The organism is Idiomarina sp. ST20R2A10 (genome assembly GCF_051842345.1).
In the GTDB taxonomy this organism is placed as follows: Bacteria; Pseudomonadota; Gammaproteobacteria; order Enterobacterales; family Alteromonadaceae; genus Idiomarina; species Idiomarina loihiensis.
Genome location: NZ_JBNIEY010000001.1, coordinates 755175 through 776923, shown reverse-complemented (window position 1 = coordinate 776923; position 21749 = coordinate 755175). Strand labels below are relative to the sequence as shown.

Genomic DNA, 21749 nt, shown 5'->3' with positions numbered 1-21749 from the left:
GGTCCTCATGTTATTGTCTCGCTTGAGCATAACACTTCCCGCTGCTTTTCCGGCAGCGGGTTTTTCTTTTCTGAACCCCGTTAAAATATTGAAAAAACAATCCGGGCAGGCGAGTGTTGAGTTGCTGGTCGTTTGGCCTGTTATTGTCGCCTGCGTTTTTACTTTTGTTCAGGTTCTCTTTATTTGGTGGGCGCAGCAAACACTTACAGTAGCGAATCAGTATGCAGTGAGAGCAGGAAGTCTTAACCATGGTAACAATAATGCCATGGTGAACACGCTGGCGGCAGGAATGGCCGGTTTAAAACCACAACTGAACATAGATAACAAAATAGCCGCCGCAGCTGAGGCTATAGCTAAACAGCGACTTCATTTCTCGCGCTTTGGACAATTAAAGGTTCTGTCACCCAGTACTAATGATTTTCGCCAGTTTTCGGACTGGCGCTGGGATAACGAATTGCAAAAAGACGTACTGGAAATTTCGGTTGACCATTATCATGCACGGGCTGGCGATAATGCCTCCGAGGAATGGCATCAGGCACGCGTTTTGGTTATTGAAACTTATTGGTGCTTGCCACTGGAAATTCCAATTGCTGCTGATTTTCTGGCGGCAACACAGAGTTTAGTCTCAGATTCAAAAGCCGCGACTTACTGTGCAGGCCGAAGTACTTTATTTGATAAACCGTTGTGGGGGTTATCGAATACCGCTCAACATGTCATGTTAAGCGGCTACCGACAGCAATAAAATTTAACGAACGTCGTGATAATCGACACAGGCCTGCAATGTGTTCTCAATTAACGAGGCAACTGTCATGGGGCCAACGCCACCGGGAACAGGAGTGATCCAGCCGGCTCGCTCGGCAGCGACAGAGAACTCCACGTCACCGGTTAATCGACCATCGGGCAGGCGATTCATTCCTACATCTATGACGATGGCGCCAGGTTTAATCCACTCGCCAGGAATGAACTCCGCTTTGCCTACCGCAACAACAACGATATCAGCACGCTTGACATGATCGGATAAGTCTTTGGTAAAGCGATGACACACCGTCGTTGTTGCTCCTGCCAGTAATAACTCCAGGCTCATTGGACGACCAACAATATTCGATGCCCCGACAACCACTGCGTTTAAGCCGTGTAAGTCAACGTGCGTATGCTCTAACAGTGTCATAATACCTTTGGGGGTACAGGGGCGCAAAGCCGGGATACGTTGTGACAAACGTCCAATATTGAATGGATGGAAGCCGTCGACATCTTTATCCGGGCGAATTCTTTCTAAAATTGGTGTGGCATCCAGACCCGCAGGCAACGGAAGCTGAACTAAAATACCATCTACGGCGTCGTCATCGTTCAGCTCTTCAATGAGCTTCTCAAGTTCTTTCTGTGTTGTGGTTATTGGTAAGTCGTAATCAAACGAGCGAAAACCAACGTCTTCACAGGCACGGCGCTTGTTGCCCACGTAAACTTCTGAAGCGGCGTCGCTTCCGACCAGAACAACAGCTAACCCTGGTGCGCGTAATCCGGAATCAATGCGTTCTTTTACTTGCTGTTTAACCGCCTGGCGAACAGTGGCAGCGATGGTTTTACCATCGATAATTTGAGCTGGCATAATGACGTTCCCAAAGATGAGAGAATTCAAGGTGATATATAAGTTGTATTGTAACTTTTTTCTGCCCTGAATGTCACCGGTTGTTGGTTTAGTCGTCAGGTTGTTGCAAAAGTAGCCAGTCGGCACTGATAACCGAAAAAAAGTTTGACGGGTCAGTCTTCAGCAGGTAATATTCGCCACCGTTGTCGACCAGCAATAGTGTTTTTAAAAGCTGCGTATGACACGGCTTTCGGAGAAATTCGGCGATTAGCGCAGTTTGGTAGCGCACTTGGTTTGGGTCCAAGGGGTCGCAGGTTCAAATCCTGCATCGCCGACCATTCTCTTGACGGTTTATTGGTTCGATATGCGCCCGTAGCTCAGTTGGATAGAGCAACGGCCTTCTAAGCCGTGGGTCGCAGGTTCGAATCCTGCCGGGTGCGCCATAACGCGCCAAAGAAATCACTCAGTGGTGGGTGTAGCTCAGTTGGTAGAGCCCCGGATTGTGATTCCGGTTGTCGTGGGTTCAAGTCCCATCATCCACCCCATTTCTTTTGAAGTAACATCCTGTATTTCGGCGATTAGCGCAGTTTGGTAGCGCACTTGGTTTGGGTCCAAGGGGTCGCAGGTTCAAATCCTGCATCGCCGACCATTACACTAATTCCCCCTTTTTCTTTTCAGCCACTACTGCTACATTTATCTAATACTTAATCAAAAGATTTTGTTGTTAATCCTTGGCTGGAGCTATTGTTATGGACTTTAAGAAAAGTTTAAAGAATCCCGCTGAAGCGTTCGATTCTCCGCAAGACGTGGCAAATGATCCTGAGCTTTCAAACGAGCAGAAAATCGAAGTGCTGACGCAGTGGCGTTATGATGAATTGGAAACCGAAGTCGCCGATCAAGAAAATATGGCCGGGGATAAACCGGATAAACTGGGCGAAATCAACAATCTACTCCTTGAGCTTAAAGATAAATCTTAGTTATTTTTCCTTCCGTTAAAGTGAAGCCTAAAAATTGCCGCTCGGGGGCTCGACTCCGGGCGGTCACCTCGCTATAATGCTGCGTCATTTTTAAAGGTCAACGCCGTTGCCGTATCTCATTTTTATAATGATAAGTTGATGCGAGTAACATTCATTGATTGAAACCGAGGTAATGAAGCAATGCAGGTTTCTGTAGAGACAACTCAAGGTTTAGAACGTCGTGTGACTGTTACAGTCCCGGCAGATACAATTGATAGCGAAGTAAAACGCTTATTAAAAGAAGAATATCGCCATCGTCGTGTGAATGGTTTCCGCAAAGGAAAAATTCCGCCAAACGTATTACAAAAGCTGTTTGGTCGCGAAGCCCGTTCACGTGCAGCGTCAAGTATCATGCAAAGTAAGTACTTTGAAGCTGTTATGCAGGAAAAACTGAACCCTGCTGGCGCACCTGCAATTGAACCTAAAGTCAATGAGCCAGGTAAAGATCTTGAGTTCACGGCTACGTTCGAAGTGTATCCAGAAGTAGAAGTACAGAACCTGGACAAAGTAAAAGTTGAAAAGCCTGCTGTTGAAGTCACTGAGAAAGACGTCGACAACATGCTGGAAACGTTGCAGAAACAACATGCTGACTGGAAAGAAGTTAAGCGTAAATCCAAAAAGGGTGACCGTGTCACTATGGATTTCGTTGGTTCTATTGACGGTGAAGAATTTGAAGGCGGTAAAGCTGACGACTTCGCGCTTGAGCTGGGCGAAGGTCGCATGATTCCTGGGTTTGAAGATCAAATCAAAGGAATTAAAGCGGGCGAAGAAAAGACTATTGAAGTCACTTTCCCGGAAGACTATCACGCTGAAAACCTGAAAGGTAAAGAAGCGCAATTCGTGGTAACCGCGAAGAAAGTTGAAGCACGTGACCTGCCAGAGCTAAACGATGAGTTCGTTGCATTGTTTGGTGTGAAAGAAGGCGGCGTTGAAGCGTTGAAAGAAGAAGTTCGCAAAAATATGGAACGCGAGCTGAAAAACGCAGTGAAAGCAAAAGTTAAAGAACAAGTACTGAAAGGTATTGTTGAAAACAACGACGTTGAACTGCCTAAATCAATGATCGACCAAGAAATTGACCAGTTGCGTAAGCAAGCGGCTCAACGTTTCGGTGGTAATGTTGAACAAATGCCTGACTTACCGGCGGAGCTGTTCGAAGAACAAGCGAAAGAGCGTGTTAAAGTTGGTTTGTTATTAGGTGAAGTGATTCGTGGTAACGAGCTTAAAGCTGATGATGAGAAAGTTGATGAAATCATCGCAACGGCAGCTTCTGCTTATGAAGACCCGCAGGAAGTTGTGGAATACTACAAGTCAAACAACGATATGATGCAGCAAGTTCGTAACTTAGCGTTGGAAGAGCAAGCAATCGAATTCGTGTTGGAAAAAGCCTCGGTTAAAGATAAAAAAGCGAGCTTTGATGACATCATGAATCCGAAGCAGCAGTAATCTAGTGTAACGGAATCCTTGACGGGTCCCGCTACAGCTTGGTTTAATGGCTCGTATGACCTCATACGAGCCATTTTTATTTCAGGAGCTTTATAAAACATGTCGAGCGATATTCAGGATCCAATGGCACAGCTAGTCCCTATGGTCGTCGAGCAGACTTCGAAAGGTGAGCGCTCTTACGACATCTATTCACGTCTCTTAAAAGAACGTGTCATTTTTTGTTGTGGTCAGGTAGAAGACCACATGGCCAATCTCATTGTGGCTCAGCTACTGTTTTTAGAATCAGATAATCCTGATAAAGACATTTACCTTTACATTAATTCGCCTGGTGGGGTAGTGACAGCGGGTATGGCTATTTACGATACCATGCGCTTTATTAAGCCGGATGTTAGCACGGTATGTATGGGCCAAGCGGCCAGTATGGGCGCGTTCCTATTGGCTGGGGGGGCTCAGGGTAAACGTTATTGTTTACCTAATTCCCGAGTGATGATTCACCAGCCGTTGGGTGGATTCCAGGGACAAGCGTCAGATTTTGAAATTCATGCGAAACAAATTTTGGATCTGAAAGAGCGCTTAAACCGTATGTTAGCGGAGAACACAGGTCAGGATTACGAGAAAGTGGCCAGAGACACTGATCGCGATCACTTTTTATCGGCAGAAGAGTCAATCGATTACGGCCTGGTTGATGGTATTTTACGTCAGCGTGGCGAAGAGTCCTGAGTTGGCGCAGAGCAGTTAGGAGAAAAGCATGACGGATCAGTCCAAAGGTGACGGCGATAAGCCGCTATATTGCACTTTTTGTGGCAAAAGTCAGCACGAAGTTAAGAAGCTTATTGCAGGACCGTCCGTATTCATTTGTGATGAATGCGTTGAGCTATGCAATGACATTCTAAAAGAAGAAATTCATCAACTGTCTCCGGTTCCGGATCAGGATGAGTTGCCTGTGCCAAAAGCTATCCGTAAGCATTTGGATGACTATGTTATTGGTCAGGATCGCGCCAAAAAGGTGTTGTCGGTAGCCGTTTATAATCACTATAAACGCTTACGCGGTTCAGCCAAGCAGGAAGTTGAGCTTGGCAAAAGTAATATCCTGCTAATTGGTCCGACAGGCTCAGGAAAAACTTTCCTGGCTGAAACCTTAGCGCGTTATTTGGATGTGCCATTTACTATGGCAGATGCAACAACATTAACCGAAGCGGGTTATGTTGGCGAAGACGTTGAAAACATAATTCAAAAGCTTTTACAGAAGTGTGATTACGACGTTGAGAAAGCAGAGCGTGGTATTGTCTATATTGATGAGATTGATAAGATTTCACGTAAGTCGGACAATCCGTCGATTACTCGCGATGTCAGTGGCGAAGGTGTACAACAAGCCTTACTGAAACTGATTGAAGGAACAGTTGCTTCTGTGCCGCCACAAGGTGGTCGGAAACATCCTCAACAAGAGTTTCTGCAAGTCGATACATCAAAAATTCTGTTTATCTGTGGCGGTGCTTTTGCTGGCTTGAATAAAGTTATCGAGCAACGCTTGTCTACCGGAACCGGTATTGGTTTTGGCGCAGAAGTGAAGAGTAAGACGCAAAGTGAAGAAGGGGCAATCATTGCTAAAGTGGAACCGGAAGATTTGGTTCGCTATGGCTTGATTCCCGAATTCATTGGTCGCTTACCGGTTGTAGCCACGCTAGATGAGCTGGATGAAGAAGCGTTGATTGAAATTTTGCGTGAGCCAAAAAATGCGTTAACCAAGCAATACTCAGCTTTGTTTGAAATGGAAGACGTTGAATTGGAGTTTCGTGAAGATGCTTTAAGAGCTATCGCGAAAAAGGCTATGGCTCGCAAAACAGGTGCTCGTGGTCTACGTTCCATTGTGGAAGGTGTTCTGCTGGGCACTATGTATGAACTGCCTTCTATTGAAGGGGTCGCGAAAGTTGTGGTGGATGAGTCGGTAATCGCTGGTGAATCCGATCCTATTCTAATTTACGCGAATCAGCAGAAAAATAAGCAGGCTTCGGGCGAATAATCCGAAACTGTATTAAAAGTGTTCGAAAAAGGGCCGGAAAGGCCCTTTTTTTCTGTCAAGGATTGAACTTTCAGGTAAAGACCGCATATTACAAAGTAAACCTAGGTCGGGAGAGAATTTAATGAGCGAAGAGCGCACCGAACAATTAACGATGCCGGTTCTGCCGTTGAGAGATGTCGTGGTATACCCGCATATGGTGATACCACTGTTTGTCGGTCGGGAAAAGTCGATTCGATGCTTACAAGCCGCTATGGATGAAGATAAACAAGTTTTTCTGGCGGCTCAGAAAGACGCTTCTGTGGATGAACCTACTACTGAGGATATTTATCAGGTAGGTACAGTTGCGACAGTTCTACAGCTACTGAAACTACCCGATGGCACCGTTAAAGTGCTGGTTGAAGGTAAGCAACGGGCGCAGCTGGATGAATTGCAGGATAACGAAGAATACTTTCAAGCTAGTATTCATTATCTGGCCGCGGAAGAGTTACCGGAAAAAGAAGAAGAGATTCTTATTCGTTCGGCACTGAATCAGTTCGAAGGCTATGTAAAGCTAAATAAGAAGATACCGCCGGAAGTACTGACGTCTCTGTCCGGCATTGAAGACGGCGATCGCTTAGCGGACACAATGGCTGCCCATATGCCGCTGAAACTTGCAGAAAAGCAGGCCATTCTTGAAATTACTGACATTCGGGAGCGCATCGAGCATCTGATGGCTCTGATGGAAGGTGAGATTGATATTCTGCAGGTGGAAAAGCGCATTCGTAGCCGCGTTAAAAAACAGATGGAAAAAAGCCAGCGCGAATATTATTTGAATGAGCAAATGAAAGCCATTCAGAAAGAGCTGGGTGAAACCGAAGATGGCGCCGATGAATTTGAGCAGTTACAGAAGAAAATCGATGACGCCAAGATGCCGGCAGAAGCGAAGAAAAAGACTGAAGCTGAGTTACAAAAATTAAAAATGATGTCACCCATGTCAGCGGAAGCGACTGTCGTGCGCGGCTATATAGACTGGATGGTATCGGTTCCATGGAAGAAACGTTCGCGTATTAAGAAAGATTTAGCTCATGCTGAAAAAGTTTTAGATGCTGATCACTACGGGCTGGAGAAAGTTAAAGAACGTATTATTGAGTATCTTGCGGTACAACAACGAACCACCAAAGTGAAAGGTGCGATTCTTTGTTTAGTAGGTCCTCCAGGTGTCGGTAAAACCTCGCTTGGACAGTCGATAGCGAAGGCGACGGGGCGTGAGTATGTGCGCATGGCGCTAGGGGGCGTACGCGATGAAGCAGAAATACGAGGTCACCGCCGTACTTATATTGGCTCTATGCCGGGTAAACTGATTCAAAAAATGTCAAAAGTTGGCGTTCGTAATCCACTGTTTCTGTTAGATGAAATTGACAAAATGTCGGCTGACATGCGCGGTGACCCGGCTTCAGCATTGCTAGAAGTACTGGATCCTGAGCAAAACATTAACTTCAATGACCATTATCTTGAAGTCGATTACGATTTGTCAGATGTCATGTTTGTGGCGACATCTAACAGTATGAATATTCCAGCGCCATTATTAGACCGCATGGAAGTGATTCGCTTGTCGGGTTACACCGAAGAAGAGAAGCTGAATATTGCGAAGCGACATTTGTTAACCAAGCAAATTGGCCGTAACGGTTTAAAAGAAAAAGAAATTACGGTTCAGGACAGTGCGATTATTGGCATTATCCGTTATTACACCCGCGAAGCCGGGGTGCGTAACCTCGAACGTGAGCTGTCGCGCTTGTGCCGGAAATCGGTTAAGCAAATTTTGCTGGATAAATCGATAAAACATGTTGAGATTACCGGCGACAATCTTAGCGACTATTTGGGCGTGCAACGGTTTGATTACGGCAAAGCTGAAGAAGCGAATCAAGTCGGTCAGGTTACTGGCTTAGCATGGACTGAAGTTGGCGGAGACTTGCTGACTATCGAAGCTACTAATGTAGCTGGTAAAGGAAAGACAACCACCACAGGTTCCCTGGGTGATGTTATGCAGGAGTCTATTCAGACTGCTCTGACAGTGGTTCGTAGCCGTGCTGATAAGCTGGGCATTGCGGAAGACTTCCATGAAAAACGCGATATTCATGTACATGTACCAGAAGGCGCTACACCGAAAGATGGGCCCAGTGCAGGTATTGCTATGGTGACAGCTATGGTGTCATCGTTAACCGGTAAGCCTGTTCGTTCTGATGTAGCAATGACGGGCGAAATTACGTTGCGCGGTGAAGTGCTGGCCATTGGTGGTTTAAAAGAGAAATTGCTGGCTGCGCACCGGGGCGGAATTAAGCATGTGTTAATTCCTAAAGAGAATGAACGCGACTTAAAAGAAATTGCTGATAACGTAAAACAGGACTTAGTGATTCAGCCGGTAAAATGGATTGATGAAGTATTGGATGTTGCTTTGGTTAAGGAGTAACCAGCACTATAATACTAAAGTCATATTCAAGCACTAGAATGCGGTCTGCGGATGAGAAATCATGCCTCAGACCGCATTTTTTCGTTAAAAAGTGAGTAAAAAGGGTTTTCAATCTAAAAGACTGTGGTAGCCTAGAGTTTATAGCTGATTCACATGTATGACATACGAACAGCTGGATAGGAAAGCCATTTGGACTAATGGTGCTTGAACAATTAAATCAAGCTTGATATAACCGTTCTGGCCCATTTTAAAATCCGAATGGAACCACGGAAACTTGATAATAACAATCTAAGGGGATGATACTGTGAACAAGTCTCAGCTTATTGACAAAATCGCGGCAGGTGCAGATATTTCTAAGGCTGCTGCTGGTCGTGCTCTGGACTCTATGATCGATGCAGTAACTGATGCTCTAAAAAAAGATGACCAAGTCGCATTAGTTGGCTTCGGTACGTTTAGCGTGCGTGAGCGTTCTGCTCGTACTGGTCGTAACCCTCAAACGGGTGAGACTATTCAGATCGCTGCTGCTAAAGTTCCTTCTTTTAAAGCAGGTAAAGCACTGAAAGACGCAGTAAATTAATTAAAGCGCATTAGCGCTTTTTTTAAAGAATAATAATAGTAGCCCGAGGTTTATAAAACCTCGGGTTATTTTTTTGTATGAATGGTGAGTTTTAAGACGAATCACCTTATAATGTGACGTTGTTTATTCAGGTTAAATAAGGAAAGCCTTATTATGTTAGAGCGGATTCGGGAAGGCTCGCAGAGTTATACTGCTAAGGCCATTCTTGTGTTAATCATTCTAACTTTTGCATTAGCAGGTGTTGGTGGTTATATCACTAGTGACACAGAAGATGCTGTCGCAAAAGTTAATGGAGAAGAAATTCCTCGTAGTGACTACGATCGTGCTTATGAAAATGAGCGTAGTCGCTTGCAAGAGCAGTTTGGTGATATGTTTTCTGCTATTACTTCCGATCCAGATTATATGCGTAATTTACGCAGTGGAGTATTAGAGCAACTCATCGAACAAGAGCTTTTAGTGCAATACGCTGAAGATAACGGGATGAGAGTGAGCCCTGAGCAGGTAAAAGCTGCAATCCGTGATATTTCTCAATTTCGTACAGCAGGACAATTTGATAACGATGTTTACCTGATGGCTTTGCGTAATGCGGGTTATAGCCCTGAAGCTTTCGCAAAAGTGATGCAACAGGATATGACCCGAAATCAGTTACTACGAGGCTTGTCTGCGACTGCGTTCGTGCTTGAACCTGAAGCTATTGCCTTTATGCGCTTACAAAGCCAGTCGCGTTCAGGTGGCTTTTTAGTGGCTAGCAATGAAAGTTTCGAAGAGCAGGTAGAGATTGCAGAACAGGATATCGAAAACTTCTATCAGCAAAATCAAGATATGTTCCGGACTCAGGAAAAACTCAGCGTCGCCTATGTTGAGCTCTCTTTAGCTGCTGTTGAATCAGAAGTTGAGATTTCAGATGAAGAAGTGCGTCAATATTATGATGAGCGTCAGCAGCAATATTCGACCGAAGAAGAGCGCCGTGTTTCTCATATTCTGATCGAGTTCGAGACTGATAACGCTAAAAAGAAAGCTGAAGAAGCACTTGCTGAACTTAAACAAGGTGCGGACTTCTCGGAGGTAGCGCAAACTTATTCAGACGATACTTTCTCAGCTGAGCAGGGCGGAGATCTAGGTTGGATAGAAGCCGGAATGATGGATGAAGATTTCGATGCCTCCGTTTTTGAGTTAGAAAATGTTGGTGATTTATCAGACGTTGTTGAAACGAGCTTTGGTTACCACATTATTAAACTTACCGATTTACGCGAAGGTTCAGTAACACCATTTAGCGAAGTGAAAGACGAAGTGCGTCAACAGTTGTTAACCGAAAAGGCAGAAGATCGCTATTTTGAAAAACAACAGAAACTGGCGGAAATTAGCTTTGAGCAACCTGACACATTGGAGCCCGCTGCTGAAGAAATTGGAGCCACTGTACGCCGTTCCGATTTATTCACTCGTGACAGAGCCCCAACGCCCTTGAGCGACGATGTTGTTCTCAATAACCTATTTTCAGAGCAGTTAATTAAAGAGAAGTTGAACAGCGATATTATTGAAACTTCAGATGATCGGTCACTGGTAGTACGTGTAACTGAGCATCAACCAGTGCGAGTAAAAGAGCTGGACGAAGTTCGTGAAAAAATAGTATCCGAACTGCGCGTAGAAAAAGCTCAGCAATTAGCGCTTGAGCAGGCGAATGAATGGATGCAAGCCTGGAAAGCGGGTGAAGAGGTGAGCGACGAAATTGTCTGGGTAGATAGCATTCAGCGTAACAATGGTGAGCACCCAAGAACTATTGTACGTGAGCTATTCTCAATGTCTCCTTCAGCAAGCGATGAGAGCGTCTTTAACACGGTTGCGTTACCGAATGGAGATGCTGCTGTGGTTGCACTGACCGAAGTTTCTCCAGGAAGTACTGATGACAGCCAACTTGACGAGTTAAAGAGTCAGATGCGGAACCGTCAGGCTCAGGTTATGTTGCAAGCCTTTATTAATAACTTAAAAGCGGACGCAGATATAAAACGTTTATCAACTCCGTAGACGTTGATATCGCAAAAAAGGCTCAGACCGTGACAAGTCTGAGCCTTTTTTTATTTCTATTGTAGTGAGTTTATCCGTTATTGCTGTACAAGTTTGGCAACACGTCTTTAGTAGTTGTTATATTTTTTTTTGCTTCTATAGAGGTCTTAACTTCTTTATAAAGCACTTTTCCATCCTGCCATGAGGTAGCCTTCGGCTGATAAAGACTTTGTTGCAAGCTTGAGCATGCATTTTCTATTGAAAGATATTGAGACAGCTCAGTTATGCTATTAAAGCTGCGTTCAAAATAGCGGTTTGCCCATTTCAGCAAAAACTCTTTTGCTTCTTGTGCGTTATTGTTACGGCAAGCTAGCTGAAACTCTCTCCATAATTTGTCTTTGTTTAGATTGTGAGGTTTATCTTCTGTTGTTTTACGCGTCGATACTTTGCTCTTAGAGCTTGTGCTTCGATTCCAGAGAAGGTACGCGTTCAGTATAATTGAAACAATCAGTACCAGGGCGAGTAAGCTAACTATCCAGGTATTCCATTCAACTGAGTGGGTTTTCGCCTCAGTTTGAGTTACTTCCTCATCATTTAGCTGCTGCTCTTCAGTCGCTTTAGCTTCGGCATTATTACTTGCCTTCGGAATAGATTGCATTCCGTCACCCATTGCGACAGAAAAGTTTAGCTCTTCGGTTACCGCCGATGCAGGTTTGCCCGTTTTGGTATTAAACCAGGGGATATTTAGTGCCGGAATTCTTAATGGTCCTGGCTGATTGGGGACGACCGCAAAGCTTATTGTTTTTTGAGAGATAATAACGCCGTTGCGACTAAATTGATCCGTCTCATCGCCATCCGGATAAATTCTCACCGTATCGGGGAAGCTTGGTCGAACGTCTGGTAGCTGCTCTGGTTTTACACCAACAGCGGTCAGCATATAGGAAATAGTGAAAGGTTCACCTACGGTATAACTTTCTTGCTCAGGCGAAACGGATTGAGAAACACTGACAAGCTCGCTAGGCAACCAGTGACCTTGCCAGCTATCAGGGACGGCCTGCACCTCAACCTCGATAGTTTCAGCAATGGTGCTGACAGGCTGTGTGTTGGAGAAAGACGAAAAGATAGAGCGTTGCCCTTGAGTGAAAACTTCGCCGTCGAAACGGGCGCCTGCGATACTTAAAGAACCTGACTTGCTTGGCGTTATTTGGTAAACACGCTGATAAACCTTATAGCGCCTGCCATTCACCATTTCTGTACTTTCTTCATCCCTGCCAATTTGCTGAATGTCGGCGTTTTCTGCTTCAGGCGGTATTAAGTTTCCTTTGTTCAAGTCGGCCGCAAGAAATAGCCGCGCAACATAAGTGATAGGCTGCTGCAGATAGACTTGCTGATTGTCTACGCGAGCTTCCAGAAAAGCGATTTTCTGTTCGTTATCCTGGTTGTTGCCGGGTTCCAGGACTTGCAATGAAATAGGAGCCGACGAGACACCACCTATGCTAATTTCGGGGATTTTATATTCTCCGGCAGACTGGGGAATAAGCACGGTTGTAAAGCGCGTCTGTTTGCTAAGTTTTCCGTTGATCATTGATGTCTGGCGACTGACCGATGTTCTGCCTACAACGAAGTCTTTTAGTAGTTTAGATGGCGAAAAGCTGTCGTTAGCAACATCGTCATCAACGGTTATCGTTAATACGAAGGATTCGTTCGCCGTAACCGGATTACGGTCTACCGTAGCAGTAACCTCAGAGACATCGGCGTGAGCAAGTTGGCTCACAAGTAAAAAGCTCATCAATAAGATAATGTGTCGCCATACTCTTACCATTTTTTATCGTCTCCCTGGGGTTCTGAGGTTCTGCGCTGACGCCGTTTCTGGCTCTCCAGAAGCATTTTATTACGTAGCAGTATACTTGGGTCATCCGGCACCCGGTTCATCCACTGCTCCAGTTGTTGGGCTTTTTCAGGGTCAATCTCGCCTTCGCGGACCTTCTGTTGAAGTAGTTGGCTGGATTCCTCCTGGCTTTCTGGGCTTGTGTCCTGGCGTTGCTGCTCCTGGGGTTCTTCTTGAGAAGGCTCCTGTTCTTTTTGTTCCGGCTCCGGCTCTCCATCCTCTTGACCCCTTTCATCAGGATTAGGGGGCCCATCACTGTTATTGGACTGATTATTTTGTTGCTCCTCGCCGTCACCACTTTGCTCAGAATTCTTATCCGATTCGTTTTTATCAGAATCTGATTCCTTGGAGGATTCGTCTGAACCGCCGGAGTCTTCTGATTCCTGCTGTTGCTTCAATTGCTCAACGAGTTGCTTATTTTCGGCTGCCTGGGACCAGTCAGGGCGTTGTTCTAAAGCGTTGTCGTAAGCTTCTATTGCCGCATCGTATTGTTGCTGCTTAGCCAGTGCATTACCTAAATTATATTGCGCCTCTGCCGAATCGCCTTGAGAAAAGGCTTCGGCGGCGGCTTCATAGTCACCATCGCGATACAGAGCAGCGCCCTGACGAAACGGAGTTCTGCTAAGGTTAGCCGCCCGTTGGTATTCTTCTTCTTGATATAAACGCTGTGCACGTTGCTCACGGTTTAGCAACTGCTTCTGCCAGACGGATTCTTGTGCAGCATGCACATTGGGACTGAAGCCGATTAAAGGCAATAACATAGAGAGTAATAAAGGGCTAAGCAGGCTGCCCCGACGCCAGCTAAACAACATAATAGGTAAGATAAAGAGGGCAACGTAAGGACCCATATCACGCCATGCGTCTCCTTGCTGTTGTTCATCGCCGTCTTTACCTTCACGCGTCAGTGGTGCCTGGTTTATCAGTTTATCAATATCACGATTGTCGGCGGTTACTGATGAAAAGGCTCCTCCCGTAATAGAAGCCAGATCGGATAATCGAGAAGGATAAGTTTTGGCAATAATGACCTGATTGTTGTCTTTTAATAAACGGCCTGAGCTATCGCGAATTGCAGCACCTTCTTCAGTACCAACCGCCAGAATAGAAACTCTATGATCGACAGAACGCAAATAACTACTGAGTTGGTTGAGTTCGTTACTACTGATGCCGTCGGTAAGCCAGTATATATCGCCCTGAGGGTAGCCGGCATTTTTTAATAAATCGTCAGCCAGCTTCAAAGCTAACAAGGGTTCACTGCCTTGCGCCGGCATAATATCGGGTGACAGTGATGGGATTAAATTTATTAAATTACGGTTATCGGCAGTAAGCGGACTGATGATAAAAGCATCGTCGGCGTAAGCAATAAGGCCGGTATCACCATCAAGTCCTGCCCGGACTAAATCAATGGCTTTGTATCTCATTCTGGTTAAACGGTTAGGGGCAATATCATCGGCTAAAACCGATGGCGACATGTCCATAATCACGACCTGTCCCGATTCAAGCTGGTAAACCGGTTGTGGTAGTCGTTCCCAGGTGGGCCCGCAAAGAGCCAGTGTTGCCAGAACTGAAATTAACAAAAAACGGTGGGCAGGCCAGAGAGACGGTTGTGACCCTGACTTAACCAATACTTTTGACAGGTGCCCGGGGAGCCATTGATGCCATCCGGCCTGATGTTTCTGACTGTAGAGTAAACGCCAATACAGTAGTGCAACTGGAACTAAAGCCAGTAACCACCAGGGGCGCAATAAGTGAAATTCGCTCATGAACGTCTCCCCCATGGTCGATAGTGCAACATGGCTAACGCAATAAACAGAAGAAAACTTATTACCAATGGCCAGTAAAATAAACTCACTCGAGGTCTTAGTTGCTGAGGGTCGCCAGCAATAGGTTCCAGCTTGTCCAGGCGTTGATAAATTTCTTCGAGTTCATTGGTACTGCGAGCACGGAAGTACTTACCACCAGTTTGTTTAGCGATACTTTGCATTAAAGGTACGTCCAGGTCGCGGCTTGGATTAACTCTTCGTTGCCCGAAAAAGCTATCAACGACTACTTCTTCAGCACCGACCGCAATAGGGTATATCGTTACATCGTAAGCCTGAGCCAGTTCAAGTGCCTGCTCAGGGGGCAGGTTACCGGCTGTGTTCTGACCATCGGTTAGTAATACCAGTACCCGGTTTGACTTTTCGTCGTCTCGAAAGCGCTTCACAGACAAAGCAATAGCATCTCCTATCGCGGTTCGTTCGCCAACTAAGCCGAGTACAGATTCATTAAGCATCTGTTTTACGGTGTTGCGATCGTAAGTCATGGGAGTCTGTAAATAGGCCGTGTCTGCAAATAGAATCAGTCCGAGCCTGTCACCTTCGCGGCGTTCAATGAAATCGCTCAAAACGTGCTTAACCATAGTTAGACGGTTCACTGAGCGGCCTTCCAATTGCATATCTGCAATTTCCATACTGCCAGATAAGTCTACAGCCAGCATAATTTCTCGTCCTTCAGCCCGAATTGCTAGCGGCTCGCCCAACCATTGAGGCTTAGCCACCGCAGCGACCAGCATGATCCAGCATAAACTCATCAGCGGTAACAATAACCAGCGTTTACCAGAGCTCTGACTGCCGCTAACTAAGCCGTAAGTACTGGGAAGGCGTATAGCCGAGCTATTTTTACGTACGGCCGGAAACCATTTCCAGATAATTGCGGGTAAGGGCAGTAGGCAAAACATCCATGGCCAGGCAAATTCAAACATCTTCGGCTCCGGGTTGTTTGCTCAAATCTTTGCTCAGCCAAAGGTGAGCGAGTTCGTAGTATTGTTGATTAAAGTTATTATCAGCAATGCCATAAAAGTTTTTATTAGCCTCATTAAGCAAGGATTCATAAGTTGCTTTTTCCTTTTCTGACAGAGGAGTGAGCAAAAAACTTATCCATTGGCGACTGTGCTTTTCCGCAACGAATTCTCTGGGATAATATGCCAGCGCGGTGCGCTTAAGTAATACCGTAAGCTCTTCGATGCTTAAGCTTCTGTCTTGTTGTAACTGCCGGATCGCGATTTTGCGTATGTGCGACTGCTGTCGACGCCGAATCAACCAGAAAATAAAAAAAGCAGTACCGACAAGAAGCGCTATGGCAATAGCAATTGTCGGCCACGAAGGCGGCCACCAACTCGCCGCTCCCGGCTCAACAATATCATTAAGGTTATTTAGTGACGGTTGCTGCATTATTTTACCTCTGCCCATTGCTGTTCCAACGGTAAGGCACTGGATATTGGTGTTAAAGCCAGCTTCCGTTTCCTGAATTCTTGCTGAATATTGCTCCAACGAAGCTCGGCGGCATTTTGATATGTTTTTCTTTGCTGTTGATCGGCTAGATTTATACTGACTTGTTGCTGACCATCGGTAATTGCTAGTGGATGCGACGAGTACCCCTGGGGTAACTCATGCTCCATAGGGTCGTAAAGCCCAAAACAACGAACCGAATTATGCTGGGAAAGTACGCGCAATCCATCCATAAAGCGTTCGCTGGCGTTATAAAAATCGCTGATAACATGAATGCTGCTGCCAGGCTTAACCAGTTGTCGTATCCGCTTTAGATTATCGTCCAGCGTGTTTTGGTGCTGTTTTTGTTTGTTTTGCCAACGGGTCAGGCTGTCATTATGAACTTCCAGAAGCGCATGACACAAACGTAGAACGCCTTTTTGCCGGGCTATAGGTTTTAGCTCCTGATGTTGCCAGCCATTGCCAATGAGCCCTCCAATACGATCACCCTTATGTTGTGCCTGCCAGGCCAGTGCCGCGGCTAAATGGCAGGCCTGAACAGATTTGAACACAAATTGGCTGCCAAAAAGCTGAGTCAGAGACAAGTCCACCCAGATAAATACCGGGCGCTCTTTTTCTTCGCGGTAGAGCTTAGTGTGGGCTTTACCGGTTCGTGCGGTTACCCGCCAGTCAATGGAACGGATATCATCGCCCGGCTGGTAATGTCGTACTTCATCAAACTCCATTCCGCGACCACGGCTTTTGCTTAGCAAGGGGCCGGTCTGGCTTGAGCGTGGAAGACTTTTATGATGGCGCGCAAAAGCATTGATCTTGCTGCGATAATAAAGAAGTTCCTGAATACCGGGACTGACTCCATCGCAGTGCAACTGCTTAAGCCATTGTTCAACTTCAGTTCTTAACATTATGGTGCCGGTACAAGTTTCAGTATCGTATCAAGAACCTGATCATGTGATACGCCGTCGGCTTCTGCCTGATAACTTAAAATAATCCGGTGCCGTAAAGCGTTGTGGAAAACACTAATGACATCGTCAGGTGTTACAAAGTCACGACCATCTAACCAGGCTTTAGCTCTGGCGCAGCGCTCCAGCGCTATAGTGGCACGAGGGCTGGCACCATAGCCTATCCATTGCGCTAAATTCTGATCGTAGCGCTGCGGCTGACGTGTTGCGATAATCAGTTGAACCAGATAGTTCTCAACAGCGTCATCTAAATACAGCTGCAAAACTTCGTGGCGTGCGTCGAATAGCTGCTTTTGTGTTAATGGAGTCGGTATATCGAGGTCACCTGATAAGGCTTCACCTCGGGTTAGACGCAGAATTTGCTGTTCAGTATCGGCATCCGGATAGTCGAGTTTTAAATGCAATAGAAAACGATCCAACTGGGCCTCAGGAAGTGGATAGGTTCCTTCCTGCTCCAGAGGGTTCTGTGTTGCTAGTACCATGAAAAGATCAGAAAGCGGGTAGCTACGTTGACCAACCGTAATTTGCCGTTCTGCCATAGCTTCAAGTAAAGCTGACTGAACTTTTGCTGGAGCCCGATTAATTTCATCGGCCAGAATTAAATTATGGAACAAAGGGCCTTGTTGAAACTCAAACTGTCCAGTTTCGGGACGAAAAATGTCGGTACCGGTTAAATCGGCGGGCAATAAGTCGGGAGTGAACTGCACCCGATGGAAGTCACCTTCAATACCTTTTGCTAAAGCTTGTACTGCACGGGTTTTAGCCAGGCCGGGAGGGCCCTCTACCAGCAGGTGGCCGTCAGCCAATACGGCAATTAAAAGGTTTTGAGTGAAGTCCGGCTGTCCAAGCACTTGCCGATTCAGGTAATTTTGTAGCTTTTGAAACGCTGTCGCGGTCATGTTTACTCCAGGCTGTCGTTATCAGCGAAAACTGACTATGCTGTCAGTACTGCATAGCAATGACAGCAACAATGCTGTCTTTGTTCCGAAATTTCAATCTATACAGCATACTTTACCGAAAACGGTGGTTTTAATCTGCTCTATTACGGGCTAGAATTTGTAACATAATTTGTGGTCAGACCAGTATTGGTTTTTGAATTGAGGATTTATTATGACAGCAGCACAACGCTTGCTAACCGTAAATGGCGAAAGAATTGCCTTTGTGGCGGGTATAAGAACACCATTTGCGAAACAAGCAACGGACTTTCACGGCATACCCGCAGTCGACTTAGGTAAAATGGTTGTTCAGGAATTAGTGAATAAAACCGGTATTGACGGTGACTGGGTTGAGCAACTGGTGTTTGGTCAGGTTGTGCAAATGCCGGAAGCGCCTAACATTGCCCGTGAAATAGTATTGGGAACCAGTTTGCCTGTTGGTACTGATGCTTACAGTGTGTCCCGCGCGTGTGCTACAAGCTTTCAGTCGGCGGTTAATATTGCCGAAGCTATGGTGGCTGGCCATATTCGTGGCGGCATAGCTGGTGGTGCGGATTCATCTTCGGTATTACCTATTGGTGTCAGTAAACGTCTGGCGCGTGCTCTAGTCGATTTAAATAAAGCAAAAACCTTAGGGCAACGGTTTTCTATATTGAAGCGCTTGGGTTTTAAAGACTTACTGCCTGTTCCACCGGCCGTGGCTGAATACAGTACCGGACTAAGCATGGGACAAACGGCGGAACAAATGGCGAAAACGCATAACATTAGCCGTGAAGACCAGGACGAGCTAACGGTAAGATCGCACCAAAAGGCTCATGCTGCATGGGAAGCTGGTTGGTTAAGTGATGAAGTGATGACGGCTTACCCTGAGCCTTATAAACAGCATTTGAGCCGCGACAACAATATCCGCGGTGACAGCCAGATAGAAAAACTGGCGAAATTAAAGCCGGTATTCGATCGCAAGCATGGTTCAGTGACTGCGGCGAACAGCACGCCTTTAACTGACGGAGCTTCTGCTGTCATGATGATGACCGAAAGCCGCGCGAAAGAACTCGGGTTGCCGGTATTAGGTTACTTACGCAGTTATGCCTTTGCTGCCCTACAGGTGGAAGAAGACATGCTGATGGGACCTTCCTATTCGACTCCGGTGGCTTTAGACCGCGCTGGTATGAGCTTAAACGATTTAGACCTTATTGATATGCACGAGGCTTTTGCAGCGCAAACATTGGCGAATATGAAGATGTTTGCCAGTGATAAGTTTGCGCAAGAGAAGCTGGGTCGTGATAAAGCCATTGGCGAAATCGATATGGATAAATTTAACGTGCTGGGCGGCTCCATTGCTTATGGTCATCCATTTGCCGCAACCGGTACCAGAATGATCACACAGACTTTGAATGAATTGCGCCGTCGCGGTGGTGGTGTCGGTTTAACAACCGCTTGTGCTGCCGGTGGCCTGGGTGCAGCAATGATTGTGGAGACAGAATAATGAGTCAGGATAAAGCATTCACTATGGAAGTTAGGGACGACGGCGTCGCTGTAATTACGATTGATGTCCCTGGTGAGTCGATGAATACCTTAAAAGACTCATTTGCCGAAGAAGTTGGCAGTTTGATGAATCGCTTAGAAAGCGATGATTCAGTCAAAGGTGTGGTTTTTATTAGTGGTAAGCCAGGCTCCTTTATTGCCGGTGCTGATATCAACATGATAGACGGTTGTGAAAATGCCGTGGACGCAGAAAGTCTGGCGCGAAAAGGGCAGGCTATGTTTGATCGCATCGAGCAGTTAAATGTGCCTGTGGTTGCGGCTATTAACGGAGCTTGCCTGGGCGGTGGACTGGAACTGGCCATGGCTTGTCATGTAAGGGTTTGTACCGACAACAGCAAGACAGCTCTGGGCTTACCTGAAGTTAAATTAGGCTTGTTACCGGGCAGTGGTGGTACGCAACGTCTGCCTGAACTGGTTGGTGTTCAGCAAGGACTGACGATGATCCTGACCGGTAAAGAACTGCGTGCTAAACAGGCTTTGAAAGCAGGACTTGTCACCGAGGTTGTTCCCCAAAGCATATTGTTGGATGTTGCCGTTGAGCACGCGTTAAAACGTAAGCCAAAATCAACTAAGCCGCCACTTAAGGGCATTAGTAAAGTGCTGGAGGCGACCAAGTTTGGCCGTGACATTATCTTTAAAAAGGCCAGTGAGCAGGCGCAGAAGAAAGCTCAGGGCAATTACCCGGCAATTGATAAAATCATTCAGACGGTGCGTGAAGGTGTTGAACGTGGCCGCGAAGCTGGCCTGGATAAGGAAGCCCGTAGCTTTGGTGAGTTGGCAATGACGCCAGAGTCTTATCAGCTGCGCCAGATTTTCTTTGCCACCACAGAAATGAAAAAAGAAACCGGCGCCGATGGTGTTAAACCTGATTTGGTCAAACGGGTTGGCGTTTTAGGTGGTGGATTGATGGGCGGCGGTATTGCCTATGTTACGGCGGCTAAAGCAGGTATTCCTGCACGTATCAAGGACATCGCTGAAGATGGAATTCGACATGCATTACATTACAGTTACGAGCGTCTAGATAAAAAAGTGAAACGTCGGCATATGCGCCGGGCCGAGCTTGAAAAGACTATGCTGATGCTGAGCGGTTCGCTTGATTACAGCGGCTTTCAGCGTACCGATGTGGTTATTGAAGCGGTATTTGAAGACCTTAACCTGAAGCAAAAAATGGTTGCTGATGTGGAGGAGCACGCAGACGAGTCGACCATTTTTGCAACTAATACGAGCTCACTGCCTATTACTCAAATAGCGGCTAAAGCCAAGCGCCCGGAACAGGTTATTGGGCTCCACTATTTTTCTCCGGTCGATAAAATGCCGTTGGCGGAAATTATTACCCATCCGGGTACTTCCGATAAGACAATAGCCACAACGGTTTCTCTGGCCAAGAAGCAGGGTAAAACTCCGATAGTGGTGAAAGATGGTGCCGGATTCTATGTAAACCGAATTCTTGCGCCCTACATGAACGAAGCTGCGCGCTTGCTGTTAGCCGGAGAGCCTATTGAGCATATCGATAAAACCTTAGTGAAATTTGGTTTCCCGGTGGGGCCAATTACCCTACTGGATGAGGTTGGTATCGATGTTGCGGCAAAAGTGGCTCCGGTCTTGGTGAAAGAGCTGGGTGATCGTTTTGAAGCGCCTGAAGCTTTTGAGAAGCTGATTGACGACGATCGTAAAGGTAAGAAAAACCAAAAAGGCTTTTATCAATACGGCAAGGGTGTAAAGGGCAAGCCGGTAGACACTTCAGTGTATTCTTTGCTGGATATTGATCCGAACGAGAGCAAGTCTGCGGACGAAATTATTGATATTTGTTTATTGCCCATGCTGAATGAAGCTGCTTACTGTTTGCAGGAAGAGATTATTCGCAGTCCTCGCGACGGTGATATTGGTGCAATTTTCGGTATCGGTTTCCCACCTTTCCTTGGCGGGCCATTCCGTTATATGGACAGCCAGGGGCTTGAAACGATAGTGAATAAGCTAGAGAAGCTGGCAGCAGAACGTGGCGAACGATACACGCCTGCACCTTTGTTGAAGCAAATGCTGGAAAATGGCTGGAACTTTTATCAATAGC

18 protein-coding genes and 4 tRNA genes are annotated in these 21749 nt (G+C 46.2%); 14 read left to right on the top strand and 8 right to left on the bottom strand.

Translation table 11 applies throughout. From position 1 onward, the window contains the following. The first annotated feature begins 7 nt into the window (after positions 1–7). Positions 8–742 (top strand): TadE family protein, encoded by a 735-nt coding sequence (locus ACP7H9_RS03850; RefSeq protein ID WP_110012639.1) that lies wholly within the window; start codon positions 8–10, stop codon positions 740–742. Positions 743–745: 3 nt separating this feature from the next. On the opposite strand, the gene folD is transcribed toward ACP7H9_RS03850, so the two are convergent. Continuing rightward, complete coding sequence (gene folD, locus ACP7H9_RS03845) at positions 746–1606, bottom strand: bifunctional methylenetetrahydrofolate dehydrogenase/methenyltetrahydrofolate cyclohydrolase FolD (protein WP_011234259.1); 861 nt, start codon at positions 1604–1606, stop codon at positions 746–748. Positions 1607–1694: 88 nt separating this feature from the next. Further along, entirely contained in the window at positions 1695–1874 is a 180-nt protein-coding gene (locus tag ACP7H9_RS03840; protein WP_081423216.1) for a hypothetical protein, read from the bottom strand. On the opposite strand from ACP7H9_RS03840, the gene ACP7H9_RS03835 reads away from it, so the two are divergent. The 11 genes from ACP7H9_RS03835 to ACP7H9_RS03785 all read left to right on the top strand — a co-directional run bounded on the left by ACP7H9_RS03835 (position 1847) and on the right by ACP7H9_RS03785 (position 11109). Further along, positions 1847–1923 (top strand) — tRNA-Pro (locus ACP7H9_RS03835). The two genes, ACP7H9_RS03840 and ACP7H9_RS03835, sit on opposite strands and share 28 nt — an antisense overlap. Before the next feature lie 28 nt (positions 1924–1951). Next, positions 1952–2028 (top strand) — tRNA-Arg (locus ACP7H9_RS03830). Between the two features lie 26 nt (positions 2029–2054). After that, positions 2055–2130: transfer RNA gene (locus tag ACP7H9_RS03825), tRNA-His, on the top strand. A 27-nt stretch (positions 2131–2157) separates the two neighbouring features. Further along, positions 2158–2234: transfer RNA gene (locus tag ACP7H9_RS03820), tRNA-Pro, on the top strand. A gap of 100 nt (positions 2235–2334) precedes the next feature. Further along, positions 2335–2562, top strand: a complete 228-nt coding sequence (locus ACP7H9_RS03815; protein ID WP_011234258.1) for a hypothetical protein — start codon at positions 2335–2337, stop codon at positions 2560–2562. A 180-nt stretch (positions 2563–2742) separates the two neighbouring features. Next, positions 2743–4044, top strand: coding sequence for a trigger factor (tig, locus tag ACP7H9_RS03810; RefSeq protein WP_011234257.1), 1302 nt, complete (start codon positions 2743–2745; stop codon positions 4042–4044). Between the two features lie 99 nt (positions 4045–4143). Then, positions 4144–4764, top strand: coding sequence for an ATP-dependent Clp endopeptidase proteolytic subunit ClpP (gene clpP, locus ACP7H9_RS03805; protein WP_011234256.1), 621 nt, complete (start codon positions 4144–4146; stop codon positions 4762–4764). 28 nt (positions 4765–4792) lie between these two features. Continuing rightward, positions 4793–6064 carry an ATP-dependent protease ATP-binding subunit ClpX gene (gene clpX, locus ACP7H9_RS03800; protein ID WP_011234255.1) on the top strand — a complete coding sequence of 424 codons (1272 nt, stop codon included), beginning with the start codon at positions 4793–4795 and terminating at the stop codon, positions 6062–6064. A gap of 121 nt (positions 6065–6185) precedes the next feature. After that, complete coding sequence (gene lon / locus ACP7H9_RS03795; RefSeq protein WP_439222185.1) at positions 6186–8510, top strand: endopeptidase La; 2325 nt, start codon at positions 6186–6188, stop codon at positions 8508–8510. A gap of 304 nt (positions 8511–8814) precedes the next feature. Beyond that, the gene (gene hupB, locus ACP7H9_RS03790) at positions 8815–9087 is read left to right on the top strand and encodes a nucleoid-associated protein HU-beta (protein WP_011234253.1); all 273 of its coding nucleotides are present in this window, start codon (positions 8815–8817) and stop codon (positions 9085–9087) included. A gap of 153 nt (positions 9088–9240) precedes the next feature. Continuing rightward, positions 9241–11109, top strand: coding sequence for a SurA N-terminal domain-containing protein (locus tag ACP7H9_RS03785; RefSeq protein ID WP_114981561.1), 1869 nt, complete (start codon positions 9241–9243; stop codon positions 11107–11109). Positions 11110–11179: 70 nt separating this feature from the next. Here ACP7H9_RS03785 and ACP7H9_RS03780 read toward each other — a convergent pair whose 3' ends face one another. Genes ACP7H9_RS03780 through ACP7H9_RS03755 form a run of 6 tightly spaced genes read right to left on the bottom strand, consistent with a single transcriptional unit; the run spans position 11180 to position 18100 of the window. Continuing rightward, a complete protein-coding gene (locus tag ACP7H9_RS03780) occupies positions 11180–12910 on the bottom strand; it encodes a BatD family protein (protein WP_414018518.1) in 1731 nt (576 codons plus the stop codon). Then, complete coding sequence (locus ACP7H9_RS03775; protein ID WP_114981559.1) at positions 12904–14736, bottom strand: VWA domain-containing protein; 1833 nt, start codon at positions 14734–14736, stop codon at positions 12904–12906. Before ACP7H9_RS03775 ends, ACP7H9_RS03780 begins: the two co-directional genes overlap by 7 nt. Next, positions 14733–15716 carry a vWA domain-containing protein gene (locus ACP7H9_RS03770; RefSeq protein WP_011234249.1) on the bottom strand — a complete coding sequence of 328 codons (984 nt, stop codon included), beginning with the start codon at positions 15714–15716 and terminating at the stop codon, positions 14733–14735. Before ACP7H9_RS03770 ends, ACP7H9_RS03775 begins: the two co-directional genes overlap by 4 nt. Continuing rightward, positions 15709–16185, bottom strand: coding sequence for a DUF4381 domain-containing protein (locus ACP7H9_RS03765; RefSeq protein WP_439222184.1), 477 nt, complete (start codon positions 16183–16185; stop codon positions 15709–15711). The genes ACP7H9_RS03770 and ACP7H9_RS03765 overlap by 8 nt, the downstream gene beginning before the upstream one ends. After that, complete coding sequence (locus ACP7H9_RS03760) at positions 16185–17144, bottom strand: DUF58 domain-containing protein (protein WP_153848973.1); 960 nt, start codon at positions 17142–17144, stop codon at positions 16185–16187. Before ACP7H9_RS03760 ends, ACP7H9_RS03765 begins: the two co-directional genes overlap by 1 nt. Further along, positions 17144–18100 (bottom strand): AAA family ATPase, encoded by a 957-nt coding sequence (locus ACP7H9_RS03755; RefSeq protein ID WP_153848974.1) that lies wholly within the window; start codon positions 18098–18100, stop codon positions 17144–17146. The genes ACP7H9_RS03760 and ACP7H9_RS03755 overlap by 1 nt, the downstream gene beginning before the upstream one ends. A 211-nt stretch (positions 18101–18311) precedes the next feature. On the opposite strand from ACP7H9_RS03755, the gene fadI reads away from it, so the two are divergent. Both fadI and fadJ read left to right on the top strand, forming a co-directional pair. After that, positions 18312–19622 carry an acetyl-CoA C-acyltransferase FadI gene (fadI, locus tag ACP7H9_RS03750; RefSeq protein ID WP_034820090.1) on the top strand — a complete coding sequence of 437 codons (1311 nt, stop codon included), beginning with the start codon at positions 18312–18314 and terminating at the stop codon, positions 19620–19622. Continuing rightward, positions 19622–21748: a fatty acid oxidation complex subunit alpha FadJ gene (fadJ, locus tag ACP7H9_RS03745; protein WP_439222183.1), complete on the top strand. Its 2127-nt coding sequence runs from the start codon at positions 19622–19624 to the stop codon at positions 21746–21748. The genes fadI and fadJ overlap by 1 nt, the downstream gene beginning before the upstream one ends. The last annotated feature ends 1 nt before the right edge of the window (position 21749 follow it).

Excerpts from the sequence above, each read along its gene's own strand:
- ACP7H9_RS03850 (WP_110012639.1), top strand. The coding sequence starts at position 8 with ATGTTATTGTCTCGCTTGAGCATAACACTTCCCGCTGCTTTTCCGGCA.
- folD (WP_011234259.1), bottom strand. The coding sequence starts at position 1,606 with ATGCCAGCTCAAATTATCGATGGTAAAACCATCGCTGCCACTGTTCGC.
- ACP7H9_RS03815 (WP_011234258.1), top strand. The coding sequence starts at position 2,335 with ATGGACTTTAAGAAAAGTTTAAAGAATCCCGCTGAAGCGTTCGATTCT.
- tig (WP_011234257.1), top strand. The coding sequence starts at position 2,743 with ATGCAGGTTTCTGTAGAGACAACTCAAGGTTTAGAACGTCGTGTGACT.
- clpP (WP_011234256.1), top strand. The coding sequence starts at position 4,144 with ATGTCGAGCGATATTCAGGATCCAATGGCACAGCTAGTCCCTATGGTC.
- clpX (WP_011234255.1), top strand. The coding sequence starts at position 4,793 with ATGACGGATCAGTCCAAAGGTGACGGCGATAAGCCGCTATATTGCACT.
- lon (WP_439222185.1), top strand. The coding sequence starts at position 6,186 with ATGAGCGAAGAGCGCACCGAACAATTAACGATGCCGGTTCTGCCGTTG.
- ACP7H9_RS03785 (WP_114981561.1), top strand. The coding sequence starts at position 9,241 with ATGTTAGAGCGGATTCGGGAAGGCTCGCAGAGTTATACTGCTAAGGCC.
- ACP7H9_RS03780 (WP_414018518.1), bottom strand. The coding sequence starts at position 12,910 with ATGGTAAGAGTATGGCGACACATTATCTTATTGATGAGCTTTTTACTT.
- ACP7H9_RS03775 (WP_114981559.1), bottom strand. The coding sequence starts at position 14,736 with ATGAGCGAATTTCACTTATTGCGCCCCTGGTGGTTACTGGCTTTAGTT.
- ACP7H9_RS03770 (WP_011234249.1), bottom strand. The coding sequence starts at position 15,716 with ATGTTTGAATTTGCCTGGCCATGGATGTTTTGCCTACTGCCCTTACCC.
- ACP7H9_RS03765 (WP_439222184.1), bottom strand. The coding sequence starts at position 16,185 with ATGCAGCAACCGTCACTAAATAACCTTAATGATATTGTTGAGCCGGGA.
- ACP7H9_RS03760 (WP_153848973.1), bottom strand. The coding sequence starts at position 17,144 with ATGTTAAGAACTGAAGTTGAACAATGGCTTAAGCAGTTGCACTGCGAT.
- ACP7H9_RS03755 (WP_153848974.1), bottom strand. The coding sequence starts at position 18,100 with ATGACCGCGACAGCGTTTCAAAAGCTACAAAATTACCTGAATCGGCAA.
- fadI (WP_034820090.1), top strand. The coding sequence starts at position 18,312 with ATGACAGCAGCACAACGCTTGCTAACCGTAAATGGCGAAAGAATTGCC.
- fadJ (WP_439222183.1), top strand. The coding sequence starts at position 19,622 with ATGAGTCAGGATAAAGCATTCACTATGGAAGTTAGGGACGACGGCGTC.